Raw genomic sequence first — 17,870 nt, 5'->3', positions numbered from 1 at the left:
GATCATGCAAGCAGACGTGCTCCTGACCCAGGACGAGCTGGACTTCATACAGAACATGCAACACTCGCCGCAATTGAACCTGGCCGACTCCATGTCGAGCCTGCTGGTCAATGGCGACCGCCGCATCCAGAACTTGCTCACCCAGCTGGTGGCCAACGAGCAAGTGACCTTGCAGGCCCAGTTCAATAACCAGCAGATCAGTTTCCCGCTGCAACTGGTCGAGGACGAGTTTCACGCCCTGCACTTGCAACTGGGCTCACCGGAAATCTACGAAGATGGCCCCATGCTGCGCCCTTGGCGTCTGTCGATGGACCAGCCGAGCGCACTGCTTGATGCCCATGACCAGACCAGCGGCCTGTGGGTGCGTGATATTTCCTTCAAAGGTGTGTTGCTGGAAATCCGTGATCTGCCAGCGGCACCCGCCCGCTTCGAGCTTCGCTTCGCCCCAGGCGGCATCAGCCCGATCGAACTGCATGGCGTATTGGGCCGGCGCATCGGTCCAAACCTGGCGGCCTACGACCTCAGCCAAAGCCCGGCCGAAGAAATCGAACGGTTGCGGGACTACATCCTCCAGGCCCATCGCCAGGCCCATCCCGAGCTGCACACTCAGGTATCGAGCTGACCGGCCAGGAACTGCCGCAAACGCTGGCGCATCACACTACCTTGCGCCCCCAGGCAAGCGACAAGGCTGCCAGCCAAGCTCTCCTGTGCCACTTCCGCCGCTTCGCCGGCCAGCAACAACGGGCATTCCAGCATCGCCGCCAGGCGCGTAACGTGCCGGGTAGTTTCTGCTGTCGGTGCCTGATGAGAAAACAGCACCAGAGCGTCCGGCCTCAGACGTTCGCAGACCAACGCCAGTTCTCGCAGCGGCTGCCCGCTCGCCAGTAGGGTCACACCTGTTTCCTCGCTGCTCAGGAGCAGGCTGGTTACCAGCAACTCAAGTTCATGACACTGCCCCGGCAATGGCGCCAACAACACGTTACGGCTGCGCGGCACATGGGCAAGCTGCAGACGGGCGAACACCCGACCGCGCAGGAACTGGTCAAGGAACAGCCATTCACTGGTCTGCCCGTAGCCGCCTTGCCGCACGGCCATGTCGTGCCACACAGGCATGAACACTTCGGCGAAAACCTGATCCAGGGTGCTGGCGGCAAATACCATCTCGTAAAGGCGATCCAGGCCTGCCAGATCGAAGCTCTGCACCGCTAGACGAATCTGGTGCTGCCAACGCTGCCAGGCATCTGTCGCGCCACCCGCCTGCCCGGCAAGGGCATGGCCTCGCGCGAGAATACTACCCACCTTGCTGACCGACACACCGCGCTCCAGCCAGCCAAGGATACGGCGGACCTCGTCGATGTCGGCCTGTGAGTACAGGCGGTGGCCACTGTCGGTGCGAATTGGCTGGATCAGGCCATAGCGGCGCTCCCAGGCACGCAGGGTCACGGCGTTGACGCCAGTCAGGCGGGAAACTTCACGAATCGGAAACAGCTCCTGCTGCTCGAAGCTGGCATCGATAACCGGACTACGTCCCTGTTCGTTCATCTGCACGGTGTACCCTGGGTGCGGAAGTTGAACACATAGTCTACTACGACAGCACCCGCCGCAGGGTGCAGCCATTTGCCGGCTGACATTTGCCGGTGATCGCAACTGCGCGATAATCCGCGCCCGATTCTTGCATGCACGCCTGCGTCGCCCACCACCCCGGGCCACGCAGCCAAAGGGGCCAGCTACCCGCCAGCCCCGTTGCCAGGAGATACACGATGTCTACCCCACCCGTCACCTTGATGGTGTCGCGCCGCGCCGCCCATGGCCGCTACCAGGACCTGCTGGCCTGGCTGCACGAAGGCGAGCAGCTGGCCACCGACTTCCCCGGTTACCTCGGCTCGGGCATCCTCGCCCCGCCACGCGATGGCGACGAATTCCAGATCATCTTCCGTTTCAGCGACGAGCCCACCTTGCATGCCTGGGAACATTCCGCTTCGCGGCGGGCTTGGCTGCAGCGCGGCAACGGCCTGTTCGAGCGCCCCAAAGAGGCGCGCGTAAGCGGCATCGATGACTGGTTTGGCACCAACATGGTGCAAAAACCACCGCGCTGGAAGCAGGCCGTGGCCATCTGGCTGGCGTTCTTCCCGGTATCGCTGGCATTCAACCTGCTGTTCGGCCACTGGTTGTCGGCACTCGACCTGATACCCCGCGTACTGCTCAGCACGTTGGCCCTGACGCCGCTGATGGTGTACCTGTTCATCCCGTTGTCCACCCGCTTGCTAGCCAGTTGGCTGCTGGCCTCCCCGGCCACCACTGGCGCCTTGCGCAGCCGCTGAGGCCAGGCCATACAACAGGGAAACAGTTCGGGTATGCTGGGTGGCAACCAAAGGACAGACAAGTTGACCGCCCCGAACATGAACAGCCCCATTCTCGTTACCGGAGCCAGCCAGCGCGTCGGGCTGGCCCTGGCCCTTGAACTGGCACAGGCCGGCCATACGGTGGTCAGTGCCAGCCGCAGCATCCAGCCACAGGCGGCCCACCCGAACATCGTGCAGTTCCAGGCCGACCTGTGCCAGCCAGCCGACCGCCAGGCCCTGATCGACCACCTGCACACCCATTACGACGGCTTGCGCGCCATCATCCATAACGCCTCGCTGTGGCTCGACGATGGCCTCGACAACCTCGACACCATGTTCCGCCTGCACGTCGAAGCGCCCTACCACCTCAACCTGGCCCTGGGCGACCTGCTGGCCAAGGTGGAAAAGGCCGACATCATCCACATCTGCGACGAAACCTCTTCGCGCGGCAGTAAAAGCCACATCGGCTACGCCGCCACCAAGGCCGCGCTGCAGAACATGGTGCTGTCATTTGCCGAAAAATATGCGCCCAAGGTGCACGTGAACGGTATCCTGCCCGGGCTGCTGATCCTCAAGGAAGGGGGTGACGAAGCCTACCGCCAGCAAACCCTGAAAAAGGCCCTGCTGGAATTCGAACCCGGCGCCGGCCCGCTGATCGAGACAGTCAAGTACCTGCTCGCCAGCCAGTACAGCACCGGCAGCCAGGTGGTCATCAACGGTGGCCGCCACCTGAAGAACCGCATGACTTGAGAGACACCCATGACGCCACAACAACAGCTCGAACTTGAGGCCGCCGCGTTCCGCCGCCTGGTCGAACACCTGCAAAAGCGCACCGATGTACAGAACATCGACCTGATGAACCTGTCCGGTTTCTGCCGCAACTGCCTGTCCAAGTGGTACAAGGCCGCGGCTGACGAGCGCCAGCTCGACCTGAGCCTGGATGATGCCCGCGAAGCGGTGTACGGCATGCCCTACGCCGAGTGGAAAGCCCAACACCAGAAAGAAGCCAGCGCCGAACAACAAGCGGCGTTCGAAAAAGGAAAACCTCGTGACTGATCTGAACACCCTGCGCGCCAGCCTGGCCAGCGGCCAACATGTCTTTGCCGATACCCTGGCGTTCATTGCCGACAACTACAGCTACCAGCCTCAGGCGTTCAACAATGGCGGCGTGGAGAATGCGGCCGGGCAAAACGAAGGTTCGTGCAAAACCCTGGGCCTGGCTTTGCTGGAAGGGCTGAGCGACCAGGAAGCGCTGCTGGCCTTTGGCGAGCACTACCGTGACGTGGTGGCCACGCCCGAGGGCAGCGACCATGGCAATATCCGCGCGCTGATCAAGCAGGGTCTGGCGGGCGTGAAATTTGCCGGGCAGCCCCTGTCGCGCAAGGCTTGAGATAGCCCGGGCCACTCCCATAAGGGGCGCATACCTCCTGTGGGAGCGGCCTTGTGTCGCGATGGGCTGCAAAGCAGCCCCAAAATATCGATCCCACCCTCAATCCATGATGGTTCCAGGCCCCCCTTCTTTCAGCTCTCCCTGCTGCAGCCACTGCAAGGCCACCGGCCACAAGCTTTCGCGAAACCGGTCATGGAAAAACGCGAAATGGCCAATTTCGTCGACCGAGATATCCACAGGCGCGATACGCAGGTGCCGGGCACCCTGTAGATAACCCAACAATCGCTCGGTCGCCGCCACGGTGCCAAACGGGTCGTCAGTGAGGCTGATGGCCAGCGTCGCCGCCCGCACCTGAACGAACGGAAGCGTCGCCAGCGCCCGAGCGCTGGGGCGATGCTCGTAACGTGGGGTACGTGTGGTCCAGTCGTGCACCACGCCGGATGGCGTGTCTTCAAGCCAACCCAGGCGTTTGCCGGGGAAGTAGCCGAATATCCGGGTCAGTAGCGGCATTACCACATGCCACTTGCCGAGCAGCTGCCAGCGCTGGCCGACCGCGTAGTCGCGCCAATAGGCAAACTGCGCGCCCACCATCACTACCCGGCGTACCTGGCCTGCCGACGCGGCCAGCCCTACTGCGCAGCCGCCGAAACTGTGCCCCACCACGTCTACTGGCTGACCGGGGAAATGCTCTGCCGCATGCGCCAGCATCGCTTCGAAATCCAGCCTGCCCCAATCGCTCCACGAGGCCTGGAAGCCGCGCAACGAAGCTGGGCGGGACTCGCCGATGCCACGGTAATCGTAGGTCAGCACATCGCAGCCCTGGGCAAACAGGTAGTCGGCAAAGCGGGAGTAATAGCGGCAGCGTACCGAAGTGGCAGCGTTGATGATCACCAGCGGACGCTGGGGGTCAGGGCGAGCGTGGCGCCAGCAGAAGCCGCCGAGGCTGTAACCGTCGGCTGTGGCCTGGCGAAAGGGGGCGGCGGGTTGGGTGAGGCTACTCATGGCGCATTCCCTGTTGTTGTGCGCCAAAGCTAGCAAAGATTTTATAGCCTGTACCGGCCTCTTCGCGGGTTTACCCGCAAAAGGGCCGGTGCAGGTTAACTACGGTTACAGCTCGATGCAGTCGAACTTGACATCGGTGGCCACGTCTTCGTCGTAGTTGACGTCAGCGCGCTCGAAACCGAACAGGTTGAGGAACTGCTTCTTGTAACCGGCGTAGTCGGTCAGCTCGAACAGGTTCTCGGTGGTCACTTGTGGCCACAGGGCCTTGCAGGCGGTCTGAACGTCGTCGCGCAGTTCCCAGTCGTCCAGGCGCAGACGGCCCTTCTCGTCAACGTCGGCCGGCGCACCGTCGGCACGGTACATACGGTCGCGGTACATGCGGTCGAGCTGGTTCTGAGTACCTTCGTGAATGCCTTTCTCCTGCATGATCTTGAAGACCATCGACAGGTACAGCGGCATCACCGGGATGGCCGAGCTGGCCTGGGTCACCACCGACTTGAGCACGGCCACGTTGGCGCCGCCTTTCACTTCATCGGCCAGTTTCTGGTCCAGACGCAGGGCGGTTTCGTCCAGGTCCTGCTTGGCCTGGCCCAGGGCACCGTGCCAGTAGATCGGCCAGGTGATATCGCTGCCGATGTAGCTGAAGGCCACGGTGCGAGCGCCTTCGGCCAGCACGTTGGCGCCTGCCAGGGCATCGATCCACAGCTGCCAGTCCTGGCCACCCATGACGGTGACGGTGTCGGCGATTTCCTGCTCCGTGGCCGGCTCGATGCTGGCCTCGATGATGGTGTCCTTGTTGGTGTCGATGGCGGTCGACTTGTACGGCTCGCCGATCGGCTTGAGTGCCGAGCGAATCACTTCACCGGTCTGCGGCAGCTTGCGCACAGGCGATGCCAGCGAGTAGATGACCAGGTCGACCTTGCCACCCATTTCGTTCTTGATCAGTTCGATGACCTTGGCACGGGCTTCGTCAGAGAAGGCGTCACCGTTGATCGACTTGCTGTACAGGCCTTCGGCCTTGGCAAACTTGTCGAAGGCTGCAGAGTTGTACCAGCCAGCGGTGCCGGCCTTGGTCTCAGTGCCAGGCTTTTCGAAGAACACACCCAGGGTGTCGGCCTTGAAGCCGAACGCCGCGGTGATGCGAGCTGCCAGGCCGTAGCCGCTGGAAGCGCCAATGACCAGGACCTTCTTCGGGCCATCCTCGCGCACGCCCAGCTTGCGGGTGGCTTCGATCTGGTCACGGACGTTGAGCTCGCAGCCCTTCGGGTGAGTCGTGGTGCAGATGAAACCGCGAACCTTAGGATGAATGATGGCCAATGTCTGTACCTCGTCAGGTTTATGCCGGGGAAGCGCCGCTTGGGGCGATTCCGATTGATCAGAGGGTGAGACTACCCCCGCAGGTTATCCGACACATATTACGGGGTGATCATGGGGATGCAAAACCGAGGTTCTTGCGTGCCGGCATCAATCCAAGGCCAACGCGGCTCTCAACCAGTCCAGAAACTGCCGGGCCAGCGGATCCTCCTGACTCTCCCGATGCACCAGGCAAGCCCACGCAGGCCCCCGCACCCGCTGCGCCGACAACGCCTGCAAACGCCCCTCTTGCACGGCCCGACGCGCCAGCAACTGGCTGACCAACGCCACCCCCAACCCCTCGCTCGCCGCATCCAGCAACAGCCCCGGGTCGGAAAAATTCAGCCCCTTGCCCTGCTGCCCAACATCCTCGCCGCCCTCCAGTTGCCAATGGCTCCAGTCCATCTCCCGTTCGCCGTGCAAGGTCGTACGCGCGGTTGCAGTCGCCAGGGAAGGATGGCAAGCCGGGTACAGCTGGTCCTGATGCAGCACGCTGAAGCTGCACTCAGCCTGGGCACTGAGATCATCGCGGATAGCCAGGTCGATGGTCTCGGTGGCCATGTCCGGCACCTCGAAACTGGTAAACAACCACAAGTCGACCTGCGGACAGCGCTGGTGAAAGTCCGCCAGCCGCGGCAGCAGCCAGTGCCTGGCAAAAGCCGGGCTGGTGTTCACCACCAGCTGATTGGGCTTGCGGTACTGGTCTAGCCGGCGAATGCCTACGGCCAGGTGCTGCAACAGCGATTGCGTGGTGCTGAGCAGGTCGTGCCCGGCGTCGGTCAGGCTCACGCTACGGCCACTGCGATGAAACAGCGGCTGCTCCAGGTAGGTTTCCAGGCTGCGAATTTGTTGGCTGATGGCCGACTGGGTCAGGTTCAACGCCTCGGCGGCCTTGTGGAAGCTGCCTAGCCGCGCAGCGGCCTCGAAGCCGCGCAGGGCATTAAGGGGTGGCCAGTGTTTGAGCATGATTGATAAGACCCGCTAATCAGATATGCGCTAAATCTATCGTTTGTCGCCAGCCAAACCTAGCCATAGCATGGACACCAACACCCGCGACGGCGGGCTTCGTTGATAAAAATCCTTAATAGATCGGAGTTCACTATGCACCTGTCCCTCAACAGCGGCTGGCGTATGCCTGCCGAATGGGCCCGCCACGCGGCAACCTGGATGGTCTGGCCACACAACCAGGCCGTATGGGAAAGCGGCTGGCACGTGCGCCTGGCCGATGTACAACAGGACTACGCCCGTGTCGCAGCGGCCATCGCCCGTTTCGAACCGGTAAAGATGGTGGTCGACCCCTCCGCCATGGCCAGCGCCCGCGCCTTGTGCGGCGCCAATATCGAGCTGATCGAACTGGCCGTGGACGACAGCTGGTGCCGTGACAGCGGCCCAAGCTTCGTCTGCCACCCACAGCATGGCCTGGCCGGCCTGAGCTGGCGTTTCAATGCCTGGGGCGGCAAGTCGCACCACAGCCTGGACCGCAGCCTTGGCCGACGCATGCTCGACCAGCTGGGCCTGGACGGTTTCAGCACGTCCCTGTGCAACGAAGGTGGGGCGATCCATGTGGATGGCGAAGGCACACTGATCACCACCGAATCGGTGCTGCTCAACCCTAACCGTAACCCAGGCATCAGCAAGGCTGAATTCGAGGCCTGTTTCGCCCGCTACCTGGGCATCAGCAAGACCATCTGGCTGCCGGGTGACCCGCAGTACGTCACCAGTGACATGACCGACGGCCACGTCGATGGCGTATGCGCCTTCGCCCGCCCAGGCGTGCTGCTGGTCGACGCCACCCATGAGCAACACTCGGTGTACGCCGAGGTGGTGCGGGAAAACCGCCGCGCCCTGGAACTGGCCACCGACGCCCAAGGCCGCCATTTCGAACTGCTCGACCTGTACGAGGCCAGCGCCGCCGTCGATCAGAATGCCGAGGTGTTCTGCGCGTCCTACACCAACTTCTACATCGCCAACGGCGCGATCATCATGCCGGCCTATGGCATCGCTGCCGACCAGGAGGCCGCTGCGCAGCTGGGCCACGCCTTCCCAGGCCGGGAGATCGTGCCGGTGCGCATTGACCACATCGCCTACGGCGGTGGCGGCATTCATTGCATCACCCAGCAGCAGCCCGAGGTGCAGCCATGAGCCAGTTGCGTATCGCCACCACGCAGATGCCGTGCAGTTGGAACCTGCCCGACAACCTCGACCGCGCCGAGCAACTGGTACGCCAGGCCGCTGCCAAGGGCGCCCAGGTGATCCTGCTGCAGGAGTTGTTCGCTACCCCGTACTTCTGCATCGAGCAGAATCACCAGCACCAGGCCCTTGCCCAGCCCTACCCCGACAGCCCGATCCTGCAGCGCTTCGCCGCGCTGGCCGGCGAGCTGGGCGTGGTTCTGCCGCTGAGCTGGTACGAGCGCGCCGGCAATGCCTTCTTCAATTCGCTGACCGTGGCCGACGCCGATGGCCGCCTGCTCGGTGTGTACCGCAAGACCCACATCCCCAACGCCATCGGCTACCAGGAGAAGGAATACTTCAGCCCTGGCGACACCGGCTTCAAGGTCTGGGATACCGCCTTCGGGCGCTTGGGCATCGGTATCTGCTGGGATCAGTGGTTCCCCGAAACCGCTCGCTGCCTGGCCCTGATGGGCGCCGAGGTGCTGCTGTTCCCCACCGCCATCGGCTCCGAGCCGGGCTGCGCCGAACTGGACTCTCGCGACCATTGGCAGGTCGCCATGCGCGGCCATGCCGCCGCCAACCTGCTGCCGGTGGTGGCAGCCAACCGCGTGGGCGAGGAAGTTGCCGCCAGCGATGCAGCGCTAGCCATGCGCTTCTATGGCTCATCGTTCATCTGCGACCACAAGGGCGCCATGCTCGCCGAAGCCGACCGCGACAGCAGCGGCATCTGGCTGCATGACCTGGACCTGGCCGGCATGCGCGAAGACCGCCTGAGTTGGGGCATCTTCCGTGATCGCCGCCCGGAAATGTACGCAACGCTGCTGACCCTGGACGGTACACACCCACACAGCCTGAGGGCCTGAGCATGAAACACCACGTTCTAGCCGCATTGGCACTGGCCGCCTGCGCTGGCCAGGCACTGGCCGAACAGCCGGTGCTGCGCCTGTACAACTGGGCCGACTATTTTGCCGAGGACACCCTCAAGCAGTTCACGGCCGAAACCGGTATTCAGGTGATCTACGACGTGATGGACGGCAGTGAAGTGCTCGAAGCCAAGCTGATGTCCGGGCGCAGTGGTTACGACCTGGTGTTCCCCGGCGATACCGTTGCAGAGCGTTTGATGCGCGCTGGCAGCCTGCAGCCACTGGACCACAGCCGCCTGGAGGCGCTCGACGATATCGAGCCCGGCCTGCGCAAGCTGCATGCCCAATACCCCAAGGCCAGCCAGGCCACGGTGCCCTACACCTGGGGCACCATCGGCCTGACGGTGAACGCCGACAAGGTTCGCCAGCGCATGCCTGGTGCACCGCTGGACAACCTCGACTTGCTGTTCAAGCCGGAGCTGGCGGCCAAGTTCGCTGACTGTGGTATCTCGGTCATCGACTCGCCCGATGAAGTGCTGGCCGTAGTACTCAACTACCTGGGCCGCGAACCACGCAGTGCCAAGCGTGAGGACCTGGCCGCCGCCAGCGAACTGCTCAAGGCGATACGCCCGTATGTGCGCAAGTTCCAGTCCCAGCCGGTGACCGAATTGGTCAACGAGAACTTGTGCCTGTCACTGGGCTACAGCGGCGATGTGATCCAGGCCCAGCGTACCGCCGAGTCCGCTGGCAAGCACCTCGACTTCCAGTACCGCGTACCGCGCCAAGGCACCACGGTGTGGATGGACACCATGGCCATTCCGGCCGATGCCAGGCACCCGGAATACGCCTATCGTTTCATCAACTTCGTCATGCGCCCGGCGAACATGGCTGCCATCAGCAACTTCACCGGCTACCCCACGGCCAGCGCCAAAGCGCGCCAGGCGGTGGACCCACGCATGCGCGACAACCCCGATATCTATCTCGACGAAGCCACCTATGCCCGGCTGATTCCGGGCCGGGATATTCCACAGGCCGACATGCGGGCACGCATGCGTGTGTGGACGCGCTTCAAGACTGCACAGGACTGAACCATGCCAAGCCGTAGAACCTTCCTGCAACTGTCGTTGGCCGCCGGCCTCGGCGCTGGCCTTGGCCTGCCCCTGGGGCTGGCCCGTGCCGAAGAACCGGGGCGCTGGTTCATGCCTGACGAGGGCGAATTGCAACAGCGCGCCTTCATCGCCTTTGGCGCCCAGGATGCGATCTGGGAGGACTTCACCGCCGACGTGCAAGCCGCACTCGGTCGCATTAGCCAGGCCATCGCGCGTTATCAGCCGGTGACCGTGTTCTGCCGCGCCAGCGAGCGCCAGCTGGCCGAGCAGCACTGTGGCCACCACAACACACATTTTGTCGAATGCCAACTGGATGACATCTGGATGCGCGACATCGGTGCCAATTTCGTCGTCGACGATGACGGCGCCCTGGCGGCGGTGGACTTCAACTTCAATGGCTGGGGCAACAAGCAGCGCCACCGTAACGATGCCCAGCTGGCCAAACGCGTTGCCACCCTGGCCAACGCGCGCTACCAGCGCAGCGAGCTGGTGGGGGAAGGGGGCGCCATCGAGGTGGACGGGCACGGCACCGGCATCATGACCGAGAGCAGTTGGGTCAATGCCAACCGCAACCCGGACTGGAGCAAAGCCGAGGTCGAGGCCGAGCTGAAGGCGCGGCTGGGCCTGAGCAAGATAATCTGGCTGCCGGGCATCGCCGGGGAAGACACCACTGATGGGCATGTGGATTTCTACGCCCGCTTCGTGCGGCCGGGTGTGGTGATTGCCAACCTGGACAACGACCCGGACTCCTATGACCACGCCGTGACGCGTAAACACCTGGAAATCCTGAAGCAGGCCACCGATGCCGAAGGCCGTAAACTGCAGGTTCACGTGGTGTCACCGCCGCTGCGCGGGCGGCGTAACAAGTTCAGCAAAGGTAATGACGACTTTGCAGCGGGGTACATCAATTACTTCGTGATCAACGGCGCGATCATCGCACCGCAGTTCGGTGATGCGCAGGCGGATGAGAAGGCCCGAGCACTGCTGGCGGCGTTGTATCCAGGGCGGGATATCGTGCAACTGGACATCGATGCCATCGCGGCTGGAGGTGGGGGGATTCACTGTGTGACCCATCAGTGCCCGGCCGTTTGAATGAGGTTGCCTGGCCTGGCCTCAATCACGACGCCGCCGGCGCCCGGTGATCATCGACAACGGCAAGTTTTCGCGCAGCAGCACGCTTTCGTAGATGGCCGCCAGCACATGCACACACACCAGCGCCAGCACCGCATTGGCCAACCAACCGTGCAGGTCGGTCGGCCAATCGGCGCCCCACAGTGCATCCACTTCCTGCGACGCCCAACCAGTCAGGCCCAGGCCAGCGATACCCGCCAGCATCAACAGCATCACCAAGGCGCCAATCGGCGAGTGCCCCAGACGATGGCAAGGCTCCCCACGCAGCACCTTGCGCGCGTGCCCGGCCACGCGTGCCGGGGTTGGCCAGAAGTCGGCCCAGCGCGCACTGGCTGGCCCGACAAAGCCCCAGACCACGCGCACCACGACGCACGCCAGTGCGTAGTAGCCCAGCCACTGGTGCCAGTCATCGCCCTCTTCGTTGAAAAAGTAGTTGGCGAAGAACACCGCTGCGATCGACAGGTGGCACAGCCGCAGGAGGGGATCCCACAGCCGCACCATGCCGTCGCTGTTCAATCGTGGTACTCGGACTTGACCGCTTTGCCGGTCACCGGGTCATGATAAATCTCGACCTTGCGACCGTCCTTGTCGAACCCATAGATCTCGTAGCAATTGCCCTTGGTAACCTTGAACTTGTTGATCTTGTAGCCCTGCTCCTTGAGCTGGGCCTGGAACTTTTCCTGGTCTTGCCAGGTGCTTTTATCCGCGGTGGTGCATTGGGTGGCGGCGAATGCTGTGCTGCTGCCGATCAGGAGGGTCAGTGCGATCAGGATGCGCATGGGTATGGGCTCCATTGGGTTGAGTGAAACAGCACGAAATTCAGCTTAGTTGGGGAGGACGCCAAGTGCCCATTGATTTGTTTTTCATATCAATCCGAAAGAAAAACAAACTTAACAAATAAGCCAAACCCGCCGATGCTGGTGGCACTACGCCTATTGCCCGGAGAACAACAACATGAACGACGTGGTTATCGTCGCCGCAACCCGTACCGCCATTGGCAGCTTCCAGGGCGCCCTGGCCTCCGTGCCTGCGGTCGACCTCGGCGCCGCCGTGATCAAGCGGCTGCTGGAGCAGACCGGGCTGGACCCGGCGCAAGTCGACGAAGTCATCCTCGGCCAGGTGCTCACCGCCGGCGCCGGGCAGAACCCGGCGCGCCAGGCTGCGATCAAGGCCGGCCTGCCCTTCAGCGTACCGGCCCTGACCCTGAACAAGGTCTGCGGCTCGGGCCTCAAGGCCCTGCACCTGGCCACCCAGGCCATCCGCTGCGGCGACGCCGAGGTGGTGATTGCCGGTGGCCAGGAGAACATGAGCCTTGCTCCCTACGTGATGCCCTCGGCCCGTACTGGCCAGCGCATGGGCCATGGCCAACTGATCGACAGCATGATCACCGATGGCCTGTGGGATGCGTTCAATGACTACCACATGGGCATCACTGCCGAGAACCTGGTGGACACGTACAGCCTCACCCGCGAACAGCAGGATGCCTTTGCCGCCGAATCGCAGCGCAAGGCGGTGGCGGCGATCGAGGCCGGCCGCTTCGACGCGGAAATCACCCCCATCCTGCTGCCACAGAAAAAGGGCGAGCCCAAGGTCTTCGCCCGTGACGAGCAGCCACGCCCGGACACCACCGCCGAGTCCCTGGGCAAACTGCGCCCGGCCTTCAAGAAGGACGGCAGCGTCACTGCGGGCAATGCCTCCAGCCTGAATGACGGCGCCGCCGCCGTGTTGTTGATGAGCGCGGCCAAGGCCAAAGCCCTGGGCCTGCCAGTGCTGGCGAAGGTCGCCGCCTATGCCAGTGCCGGGGTAGACCCGGCGATCATGGGTATCGGCCCGGTTTCGGCGACCCAGCGTTGCCTGGACAAAGCCGGTTGGCAGTTGGCCGAACTGGACCTGATCGAAGCCAACGAAGCCTTTGCCGCACAGGCGCTGGCCGTGGGCAAGGCGCTGGAGTGGGATGCCGCGCGGGTCAACGTGAATGGCGGAGCGATTGCCCTGGGCCACCCGATTGGTGCTTCCGGGTGCCGCGTGCTGGTGACCTTGCTGCACGAGATGATCAAGCGCGATGCCAAGAAAGGCCTGGCGACCTTGTGCATTGGCGGTGGGCAAGGTGTGGCACTGGCGATCGAGCGCTGATCTCAGATTGAGTAGAACAGGCTAGGCCCTTTCGCGGGGTTACCCGCGAAGAGGCCGGGCCTGCTTGAACACCACTCTCAGGCTTCAGAACCGCTCATCGGCAATCGCCGGCAAGGTCAGCTCCCGCACATAACTGGCCGCCGAAAGCTCCAGCAGCGTGCGCACCATCAGCACCACATCGTGCAGCGGTATCAGCCCCCCTTCCCCACGCGCGGCAGCCTCTTCCACCGGCACATCCAGGCCGTCTTCGGTATTGAGGTACCCAAGGTTCAGGCACGTCACCCCAAGGCCTTGCCCTCGATAGCCTTCACGCAATGCTTCGGCGATGCCGCGCAGGCCGAACTTGGAGGCAGCGAAGGTCACTTCTGGGCGACCGCTTTGGGGCAGGCCGGAAGTGGAACCGGTCAGGATGATCCGTGGTTTTTCGCTTTCGAGCAGCAGCGGCAGCAGCCGTTTGACCAGCAGGATGGTGGCGGTGATGTTGCAGTCGACCATGCGCTGCAGCGCTGCGTCACAGTCATCAAGGAAGCTGTAGTGGTCTTCGAACGCTTCGGCCTCCCACAGGCCGAGGTTATAGATCAGCGTATCCACGCCACCCTCAGCCAGCACTCGGGCTATCGACTCTACTGCAGCGGCAGGCTGGCCTAGATCGGCCTCGATCCACTGGGCGTCAATACCCTTGCCGACATTCACTGCCGCGGGTTTGCTGCGCGACACCCCAATCAACGTATCGCCGGGTTTGCCCAACCCTTCCATGAAAGCCTTGCCCAGGCCTTTACTGGCGCCGACTACCAGAACACGCATCGCATCACTCCCTGTCGATTTGATCGGAGTCGGCATTCTAGGGGGTTTTAAGCGCCCGTGGCGATGATCAAGCCGCAGCTCGGTTTTCGTCCAGCGCAGCTGCCAGCACGGCCACTTCCTGGCACTTCTGCACGGCCACTTCCACCGGGCTGCGCGACAACGAGCAGGCCGGCGCCAGCCATAGCCGCTCCCCCAGACGCTCATGGGCATCGTGCAGCAGGCCCAGGGTTTCTCCCAAGTCGCAAGCAGCTGCAGTGCGGCCGTCGACCAGGCCCAGCGACAACACCTTGTAGGTCGGTAGGCGGTCCAGAAGGGTCTGGTACTGCTCGGGTGCCTGTACCAGGTCGACATGCAGGCCATCGACAGGCAGGTTCACGGCCAGGCCGAGGTTGCCGTCAAGGCCACCGTAGTAGGTGGCAATCAGCTTTTTCAGCGGCGCGCGCTGAAGAATGTTGTAGACGCGCTCGTAAGCGTTTTTCCAGTCCTGCGGCAGGTCTTCGGCGAGAATCGGTTCATCGATCTGCACCCACTCCACGCCCATTGCAGCCAGGCGGTTGAGGTACTGATCGTACAGCGGCAGCAGGCGCTCGAGCAGTTCCAGCGTTTCGATGCTGCCGTTGTTTTCGCCCTGCCACAGATAAGTCAACGGGCCGATCACCACTGGCTTGACCGCATGGCCCAAGGCCTTGGCTTGTGCCACTTCATCAAAAAGCTGCGCCCAGCTCAGGTCGAACGGTTGATCATGCCAGGCAAAGTCACCCACTGGCAGCAATTGGATGCCGGCATCACGCTGAGCCTGCCAGTGACGGGCACGCGCCTCGCGGTCACCGCTGATGTGTGGAAAGCCCAGGTTGTGTGCCAGTGCCATGTTTTGTCCCTTAACCTGCATAAATGAATGAGAGGGATTTTCCGGCGGATAAACGCTTGAGACAAACTCATTAAATTTGAGATGAACCCAAGATTTCTTCATGATCATGCTGATGTCTCATTCAGAGCATCACCCTGCGCATTCGGACATGACCCCGCCCGCCTTCTGCCGCACAATGCCACCCTGACCACACCGGGTGCCCAGCCACATGAGCCTGCTGAAAACCGCGCTGCGCGAAAAGAACTTCGTCTGCGTCATGGAATTCGTCCCCAAGCCTTCGGCTGAACGCTTCGCCGCCATGGAAGCGATCTTGGCCCGTGCGCACCTGTGCGGCTGGCCGATGACCGTGGCCATCGGCGATCGCGTCGGCAGCCCGCTGGACATGTCGCCGCTGGACGCCCTCGCCTCGTTCGCCAACCCTGTGCCTGCCCTGCCGCATTTTTCCGGCAAGGATCGCGAACGCCATCACCTGCTCGCGCAACTGCAGCGTATGGACGCCGCAGGCCTCGATCAGCTGTTGCTGCTTACCGGCGACCGCCTGCCCGGCCATGAACCAGGCCTGCGCCCGGTGCGCTACCTGGAATCGGTCGCCGCCCTGCAGATTGCCCGCCAAGCCTGTCCGCACTGGCTGCTGGGCGCGGCACTGAACCCGTTCAAGTACCACGAGGAAGAAGGCGGCGCCCAGTATTTCAAGGCCGAGAAAAAGCTGGCGGCTGGGGCTGACTTCTTCACCCTGCAACTGGGCTTTGATGCCGCCAAGCACCAGGAAGCCATGCTTTGGATGCGCCGCCAGCCCACGCCCAAGCCCATGCTGGCCTGCCTCATGAGCCTCACCCACGGGCGCGCGACGATGCTCGACCATGTGGCCGGCGTCACCGTCACCCCGTCCATGCGCGACATGCTCGAAGCGGAGACCGCGCTGTCCAAGGTATTTGCCCAGGCGCGCAGTGTTGACCGCCTGGCCTTGCAGATCATCGGTGTAAAGCTGATGGGCTACGCCGGTGTGCACCTCTCAGGGGTGCACGAACTCAAGCAGTTGCTGGCCCTGGAAGCCCGTATCGAGCACTGGCAAACCCGGGTTCACACGCTGGAGCAATGGGCGCCCGCCTGGCAGGCCAGCTGGCAGATGCCCGGCCTGCCGGCAGTGATCTTCCATCCGCCGCAGGCGAGCTGGCGCCAGGGCGAGTCACAGGTCGATGCCACGTTCAAGGAGAAAGCGCGCTATCACCTGATGCACGGCATGCATTCACTGCTGTTCAGCCGCCGCAACGGCCTGAGCAAGGCATTTGGCTGGGCGGTGCGCCAGCCTCTATGGGCTACGCGCCTTGGCGCACTGGTGCTGCACAAGGTGGAGCGTGCTGTGAAACGGCCACTGGTGGGTTGCGATACCTGTGGCCGCTGCCGCCTCGAAGATACCTTGTACGTCTGCCCAGAAACCTGCCCCAAAGGCCTGGCCAATGGCCCCTGCGGTGGAACCGCCCTGAACCGCTGCGAGTTCGGCGACCGCGAGTGCATCCACAGCGTCAAGTACCGCACCGCCAAAGCCGTGCGGCAAACTGCCGTGCTGACCGAGCGGCTGATCCCGTGCATCGAGGTCGAAACCCGCCACCGCAGCTCCTGGCCGCAGTGGTTCGCAGCGCAGACGCCGCGGCGGCTCAGCCCGCAGCCAACGCCTCGAAGCCAGCCCGAATCGTAGCTTCGGGTAATTCATCGGCGATGAACACCATCACACTCTCGCGCGTTTCGCCAGCGCCCCACTCGGCGTCCCAATCGAAGCCATAGAGCTTGAGCACACCTTGGAATACCAGCTTGCGCTCTTCGCCGGCAATGTTCAGCACGCCCTTGTAGCGCAACAGTTGTGTGCCGTGGGTTTCCAGCAGTTCGTTCATGAAGCCGCTGAGGCGATCGATATCCAACGCAGTGTCCGTGCGCAGCACCATCGTGGAGATACGGTCCGGCGTGGCGGGTTTGAGCACCGGGCGCAGTGTCAGTTTCAAGTTCGCACCCAGGTCAGGGTTGAGGTTGAAACCTCGCACATCCAGTAGTTCAGCCAGGTCGATGCATCCGTGTTCAACCACCCGGATCGCGGCCCGACCATTGATGCGGGCCAGGCGCTCGCGCAGCGCGTCTACCGCAGCCGGCTCGACCAAGTCTGTCTTGCTCAGCAGCAAGCGATCGGCAAAGCCGACCTGGGCCTGAGCGATGGTCTGGGTCAGGTGCAGTTCGGCATGCGCGGCATCGACCAGGGTGATGATGCCGTCGAGGATGTAGCGCTCACGCAGTTCCTCGTCGATGAAGAAGGTTTGCGCTACCGGCGCCGGGTCGGCCAGGCCGGTGCATTCGATCACCAGGCGGTCGAAGGCGATTTCCCCGGCATCCAGGCGCTCGAGCAGCAGGTACAGGGCGCGGGTCAGGTCGCCATGGATGCTGCAACACACACAACCGTTGGCCAGGGTCATCACCTGCACCGGCTGGTCGCCCAGCAATTGGCTGTCAATGCCGGCCTCACTGAATTCGTTTTCGATCACCGCGAGCTTCAGGCCGTGCTCGGCCTTGAGCATGTGCTTGAGCAAGGTGGTCTTGCCGGCACCGAGGAAGCCCGTGAGGACGGTTACGGGAATAGGCGTCTGCACGCAGAAAGTCTCCTGAATCTGAAAATGACTGTGGGAGCCGGTTACCCAGGCTCCCACAGGTTCACACGTG

20 protein-coding genes are annotated in these 17,870 nt (G+C 63.0%); 11 read left to right on the top strand and 9 right to left on the bottom strand.

Features of this window, described 5'->3' with window-relative positions:
- Window positions 1-4: 4 nt before the first annotated feature.
- Window positions 5-622 carry a hypothetical protein gene (locus tag Q9451_RS03700; RefSeq protein ID WP_012274152.1) on the top strand — a complete coding sequence of 206 codons (618 nt, stop codon included), beginning with the start codon at window positions 5-7 and terminating at the stop codon, window positions 620-622.
- Here the strand turns inward: Q9451_RS03700 and Q9451_RS03695 are convergent.
- Window positions 607-1,542, bottom strand: coding sequence for a MerR family transcriptional regulator (locus tag Q9451_RS03695; protein ID WP_012274153.1), 936 nt, complete (start codon window positions 1,540-1,542; stop codon window positions 607-609). The two genes, Q9451_RS03700 and Q9451_RS03695, sit on opposite strands and share 16 nt — an antisense overlap.
- Before the next feature lie 218 nt (window positions 1,543-1,760).
- Between Q9451_RS03695 and Q9451_RS03690 the strand changes: the two genes are divergently transcribed.
- Genes Q9451_RS03690 through Q9451_RS03675 form a run of 4 tightly spaced genes read left to right on the top strand, consistent with a single transcriptional unit; the run spans window position 1,761 to window position 3,732 of the window.
- Window positions 1,761-2,321, top strand: a complete 561-nt coding sequence (locus Q9451_RS03690) for an antibiotic biosynthesis monooxygenase (protein WP_012274154.1) — start codon at window positions 1,761-1,763, stop codon at window positions 2,319-2,321.
- A gap of 33 nt (window positions 2,322-2,354) precedes the next feature.
- Window positions 2,355-3,092, top strand: coding sequence for a dihydromonapterin reductase (gene folM, locus Q9451_RS03685; RefSeq protein WP_012274155.1), 738 nt, complete (start codon window positions 2,355-2,357; stop codon window positions 3,090-3,092).
- Between the two features lie 9 nt (window positions 3,093-3,101).
- Entirely contained in the window at window positions 3,102-3,398 is a 297-nt protein-coding gene (locus Q9451_RS03680; protein WP_012274156.1) for a DUF1244 domain-containing protein, read from the top strand.
- Window positions 3,391-3,732, top strand: coding sequence for a HopJ type III effector protein (locus Q9451_RS03675; protein ID WP_012274157.1), 342 nt, complete (start codon window positions 3,391-3,393; stop codon window positions 3,730-3,732). Before Q9451_RS03680 ends, Q9451_RS03675 begins: the two co-directional genes overlap by 8 nt.
- A gap of 99 nt (window positions 3,733-3,831) precedes the next feature.
- Here the strand turns inward: Q9451_RS03675 and Q9451_RS03670 are convergent, their stop codons facing one another.
- From Q9451_RS03670 to Q9451_RS03660, 3 genes are all read right to left on the bottom strand, one after another.
- On the bottom strand, window positions 3,832-4,734 hold the full coding sequence (locus tag Q9451_RS03670) for an alpha/beta fold hydrolase (RefSeq protein ID WP_012274158.1): 903 nt from the start codon (window positions 4,732-4,734) through the stop codon (window positions 3,832-3,834).
- A gap of 105 nt (window positions 4,735-4,839) precedes the next feature.
- Entirely contained in the window at window positions 4,840-6,051 is a 1,212-nt protein-coding gene (gene fabV, locus Q9451_RS03665; RefSeq protein WP_012274159.1) for an enoyl-ACP reductase FabV, read from the bottom strand.
- Window positions 6,052-6,198: 147 nt separating this feature from the next.
- Window positions 6,199-7,053 (bottom strand): LysR substrate-binding domain-containing protein, encoded by an 855-nt coding sequence (locus Q9451_RS03660; RefSeq protein WP_012274160.1) that lies wholly within the window; start codon window positions 7,051-7,053, stop codon window positions 6,199-6,201.
- Window positions 7,054-7,188: 135 nt separating this feature from the next.
- On the opposite strand from Q9451_RS03660, the gene Q9451_RS03655 reads away from it, so the two are divergent.
- From Q9451_RS03655 to Q9451_RS03640, 4 genes are read left to right on the top strand one after another with little or no spacing between them, the layout of a single operon-like run.
- Window positions 7,189-8,229: an agmatine deiminase family protein gene (locus Q9451_RS03655; protein ID WP_012274161.1), complete on the top strand. Its 1,041-nt coding sequence runs from the start codon at window positions 7,189-7,191 to the stop codon at window positions 8,227-8,229.
- Window positions 8,226-9,122: an N-carbamoylputrescine amidase gene (aguB, locus tag Q9451_RS03650; protein ID WP_012274162.1), complete on the top strand. Its 897-nt coding sequence runs from the start codon at window positions 8,226-8,228 to the stop codon at window positions 9,120-9,122. The genes Q9451_RS03655 and aguB overlap by 4 nt, the downstream gene beginning before the upstream one ends.
- 2 nt (window positions 9,123-9,124) lie before the next feature.
- A complete protein-coding gene (locus Q9451_RS03645) occupies window positions 9,125-10,210 on the top strand; it encodes an extracellular solute-binding protein (protein WP_012274163.1) in 1,086 nt (361 codons plus the stop codon).
- A gap of 3 nt (window positions 10,211-10,213) precedes the next feature.
- Window positions 10,214-11,323 (top strand): agmatine deiminase family protein, encoded by a 1,110-nt coding sequence (locus tag Q9451_RS03640; protein ID WP_012274164.1) that lies wholly within the window; start codon window positions 10,214-10,216, stop codon window positions 11,321-11,323.
- A 21-nt stretch (window positions 11,324-11,344) separates the two neighbouring features.
- Here Q9451_RS03640 and Q9451_RS03635 read toward each other — a convergent pair whose 3' ends face one another.
- Both Q9451_RS03635 and Q9451_RS03630 read right to left on the bottom strand, forming a co-directional pair.
- Complete coding sequence (locus Q9451_RS03635; RefSeq protein WP_080516267.1) at window positions 11,345-11,878, bottom strand: cytochrome b/b6 domain-containing protein; 534 nt, start codon at window positions 11,876-11,878, stop codon at window positions 11,345-11,347.
- On the bottom strand, window positions 11,875-12,141 hold the full coding sequence (locus tag Q9451_RS03630) for a PepSY domain-containing protein (protein WP_012274166.1): 267 nt from the start codon (window positions 12,139-12,141) through the stop codon (window positions 11,875-11,877). Before Q9451_RS03630 ends, Q9451_RS03635 begins: the two co-directional genes overlap by 4 nt.
- Before the next feature lie 175 nt (window positions 12,142-12,316).
- Between Q9451_RS03630 and Q9451_RS03625 the strand changes: the two genes are divergently transcribed.
- Window positions 12,317-13,495, top strand: a complete 1,179-nt coding sequence (locus tag Q9451_RS03625; RefSeq protein ID WP_012274167.1) for an acetyl-CoA C-acetyltransferase — start codon at window positions 12,317-12,319, stop codon at window positions 13,493-13,495.
- Between the two features lie 84 nt (window positions 13,496-13,579).
- On the opposite strand, the gene Q9451_RS03620 is transcribed toward Q9451_RS03625, so the two are convergent.
- On the bottom strand, window positions 13,580-14,299 hold the full coding sequence (locus Q9451_RS03620; protein WP_012274168.1) for an SDR family NAD(P)-dependent oxidoreductase: 720 nt from the start codon (window positions 14,297-14,299) through the stop codon (window positions 13,580-13,582).
- 67 nt (window positions 14,300-14,366) lie between these two features.
- Window positions 14,367-15,167, bottom strand: coding sequence for a 5-methyltetrahydropteroyltriglutamate--homocysteine methyltransferase (locus Q9451_RS03615; RefSeq protein WP_012274169.1), 801 nt, complete (start codon window positions 15,165-15,167; stop codon window positions 14,367-14,369).
- Window positions 15,168-15,375: 208 nt separating this feature from the next.
- Between Q9451_RS03615 and Q9451_RS03610 the strand changes: the two genes are divergently transcribed.
- The gene (locus Q9451_RS03610; protein ID WP_012274170.1) at window positions 15,376-16,863 is read left to right on the top strand and encodes a methylenetetrahydrofolate reductase C-terminal domain-containing protein; all 1,488 of its coding nucleotides are present in this window, start codon (window positions 15,376-15,378) and stop codon (window positions 16,861-16,863) included.
- Here the strand turns inward: Q9451_RS03610 and yjiA are convergent.
- A complete protein-coding gene (gene yjiA / locus Q9451_RS03605; protein WP_012274171.1) occupies window positions 16,823-17,800 on the bottom strand; it encodes a GTPase in 978 nt (325 codons plus the stop codon). The two genes, Q9451_RS03610 and yjiA, sit on opposite strands and share 41 nt — an antisense overlap.
- Between the last annotated feature and the right edge of the window lie 70 nt (window positions 17,801-17,870).

This window comes from Pseudomonas sp. NY8896 (assembly GCF_039634505.1).
The sequence above is the reverse complement of the archived record's forward strand: the minus strand, read 5'-3'. Positions and strand labels throughout refer to the sequence as shown.